Origin of the sequence: Bifidobacterium sp. UBA6881, from assembly GCA_002451435.1 — a bacterium.
Classification (GTDB): Bacteria; Actinomycetota; Actinomycetes; order Actinomycetales; family Bifidobacteriaceae; genus Bifidobacterium.
This window is the reverse complement of sequence record DKCF01000056.1, coordinates 1-2997: the sequence shown is the minus strand read 5'-3', so window position 1 is coordinate 2997 and position 2997 is coordinate 1. Positions and strand designations below refer to the sequence as shown.

The 2997-nt window shown below is 56.7% G+C and carries 4 protein-coding genes, 1 tRNA gene and 1 pseudogene; all 6 read right to left on the bottom strand.

Annotation, left to right across the window (positions count from 1 at the left end; translation table 11 throughout):
* Positions 1–272 (bottom strand): annotated as a pseudogene (locus tag B3C64_RS04565) (3-phosphoshikimate 1-carboxyvinyltransferase); the annotation flags it as partial.
* Between the two features lie 819 nt (positions 273–1091).
* Positions 1092–1364 (bottom strand): hypothetical protein, encoded by a 273-nt coding sequence (locus B3C64_RS04560; RefSeq protein WP_291534035.1) that lies wholly within the window; start codon positions 1362–1364, stop codon positions 1092–1094.
* Positions 1361–1609 (bottom strand): hypothetical protein, encoded by a 249-nt coding sequence (locus tag B3C64_RS04555; RefSeq protein WP_291534034.1) that lies wholly within the window; start codon positions 1607–1609, stop codon positions 1361–1363. Before B3C64_RS04555 ends, B3C64_RS04560 begins: the two co-directional genes overlap by 4 nt.
* Positions 1610–1839: 230 nt before the next feature.
* Positions 1840–1920, bottom strand: a tRNA-Tyr gene (locus B3C64_RS04550).
* Positions 1921–1970: 50 nt separating this feature from the next.
* Positions 1971–2225, bottom strand: coding sequence for a hypothetical protein (locus B3C64_RS04545; protein WP_291534033.1), 255 nt, complete (start codon positions 2223–2225; stop codon positions 1971–1973).
* 2 nt (positions 2226–2227) lie between these two features.
* Positions 2228–2686, bottom strand: a complete 459-nt coding sequence (locus B3C64_RS04540; protein ID WP_291534043.1) for a toxin glutamine deamidase domain-containing protein — start codon at positions 2684–2686, stop codon at positions 2228–2230.
* Positions 2687–2997: the final 311 nt, after the last annotated feature.

Sequence of the window (2997 nt, the reverse complement as noted above, 5' to 3'; positions counted from 1 at the left end):
GTGAAATGGCCGTCCGCCGGTGGCGTCACCACAACCGTGGTGTCGACGTCGGCGTCCACATCGCATCGCACGCCGAGCGTGCGCAGCGCATCCATCATCAGTTCGGTGTCGCGCGAGCGCAGCAATCCCACCAATGTGACCGGTCGGGAGCCGAGCGCGGCAAGAATAAGATAACGGTTCGACAATGATTTGCTGCCCGGCACCACCACGGTGGCGCTCAGCGGTTTGCCGGCGAACGGTGCCGGCCACAGATTCTCTTGAGGTGCATTCATATGCTCAAGCGTAACCGTTCCCGATACGGGAATCCCCGTAAATCTCGCAAAACACGCCTGTGACCCTTATAAGAGATGTACAAATCCTGCCAATCGTACGGAAGAAACATAGATGATCGACATCGTTTTCCCCTTAACCGTCTCCATCTAGCCGCTTATACCGTTTTGAGCCACGGTCCGGCATGTCCCACGTTCCGTAGGTGGTTTTTGCATTCCGTAGGCGGTTACCGGCATGACAACAGTCGCCTAATGGCTTATTTTCAGCCATCTTTTCATCGGGATCCTACCCCGAATAACCTACTGAAGCAGAAAACCACCTACGGAATCCACGCGCGTCCCGATAAGGGCCGCTGACGTTTTGGGAAGTGGCCACGGAGGCCCTTGCCTGTGCCCTGCGCGATGGTGTTCTTGGCTTTCTTCGTGCCGGAGAGGATGTCATTGTCCCATGTGGTCGGCTTGCCCACGCCGAAGATAGCGGCCTAGTCGATCTTCTTGCCGAACGCTTTGGCAAATTAGCGGCTTCATGGTCTCGAGCAGGTTGAATGCGTTTGGCACGGGTGAGTATGACACTTTTCTTCGGCATAGCCTAGACGAGCTTCCACGCAGTGTCGGAGTCAGACTGCTGACCTTCAGTCTTCCCCATCGCCGGTCGCGACCGGATCCGACTGCCGGCTTTCACCGGGCTCGTTCTGGTCGATGCCGTCCTGCTGGTTGTCTTCTGCCACTGTGGCTCCTTTCCTTTGCTCAGCCCGTCCTGCGGGCATGGAAAAAAGCCCGTCGGGAACTTCCCGATGGGCTAAGAATGCGATGCTCGGTCTTTTAATCTTCCGGCATGGGCTTGAGGTTCCTGCGCACCTCGTCGGAGATGCATTTGTCGATGTCCGTGTTGGCCTCGCACCGCGCCTCGTCGGTCTCGACGTCTACGAGGATGTATGCCGGAGGGCCGTAGCAGCCACCTTCCACCATGCCCAGCCATGAGTAGCCGTAGAGCGCCAGACCGTCGTATACGTCTTCGGGATCGTGCACTGTCATGCCGTGCCGTCCGGCGAATTCCTCGGCCGCCATGTCCAGTTCGCGTCTTGTCTTCATCATCGCGCCGCCTTCTTCGGTTTGATGGCCTCATGCGCATGGTCTGTGACGATGTCCTTGTCGTCGATGCGGAACACACGCACGCCTTTCACATCGATGATATCCCCTCCAAGATAATCGTCCAGTCTGGATATCCTGCCGTTCTGCGGATCGATGACGATGGGGGCTCCGCCGTTGGTGCGCGCGGACGGGCGTTCGATGACGATGTGCCCGTAGCCGCGTCGGTCGGCGTATCCAAAAACATGCACCAGCGTTCCACGCACAGATTTATTTGACGAAAGCAAGACAGCATGCTCCACGCGAACAGCGGTCACAGGCCAATTCGTTTGGTGACACACCGAACATGGTGTTACCACTGCGCACTGTCACGCTCATACTTCGGGTGGAATCGGCAGGTACGTATACCGCAAATCCACTAGACTGCTGACTTGACGCCCATAGTCAGTCCCAAACGCCGCCGGCCGGAAGGCCGGTTAAGTGGTGGATGCAGGATTTGCACCCGCGTGGCAAAAACACCCGATTTACAGTCGGACCCGTTCGTCTGCTCTGGCAATCCACCTTGATTTCAGGGATAAGAAAAGCCACCTTTGCAGGTGGCTTGGAATGTTTTCAGATCTGTTTGACAGGCACTTTCCGAGCACCGGTCATGTAATGCCAGAATTCATCCGTTCCAGGAGTAAGGCTATGCAAAACGCCTGACGTTTTCTCAACCGCTATGCTCGGCGTTCCAGGCGTCGGATGTTCACTGGTCGAAGCGGCGAAATCAAGGCCGATGATCCATGCGTCGGAATTCTCCGCAGCGCCTACCGCCTTCATGCCGGGGTATTCGGCAAGGACAAGGCTGATGGCATCCGTCAATATCATTTCTAGCCCTCCTTGCAGTATTTCAGCACCAGTTCGGTAGGTTCCGCATTATCTACCCTCATTATACGCGTCATGCCATGGTTGACTATTTCGAAATACCTCGACACGTTCATCGACCCGGTTTGCGGATCCATGAAATGTATTCCGTCTTTCAGGTTCTCCGCGACGAAGACATGCCTCGTTCCGTCAAGCCATTCCACTTCAACGAACGCGCGGCTTCCTTTGTCCCATTCATTCAAAAGCGCCGAAGCGCCATCAAGTCCTGAATCGGAGCCGCAAGACCGCCAATCGCCTTTAAAAGAGCTTCCCCATCGGTTAGTGTCCGTATCCAAGGCCGGACGTCCTGTTCTGGGATCCATCGGCCTTGGCATCGCGGTCACAGCGTATCCACGCCTGCGCATCTCGTACGCGACGACGCAACGCTGGCAATTGTTCCTGTATTCCGGACCCTCATCGAACATCGGGTTCGTTCCCACGGCCACGTCCTTCAGATTCCCGCTTCCCAGGAAGATTCTAAACGGATGTTTCGCATCGAACTTCGGCGCTCATCGGAAGTGGAGTCTCCAGCGTCTTGTCGACCGGTTTGCCGCAGATGGCGCAACGTCGTATGCGGCAAACACCCTTTGTCTGAGCATGCGGCGCTATGGCCGGAGCGTTTGGATGATGTGGCGGATGCGATCGAGGTGTTTGTGGGCACATGCTGGAGGGTTGGGCGGGACCGAGGTTTGCGCGGCCATTGTGCCCAAGGACGGAAAAGCCCGGAATCCAAGGT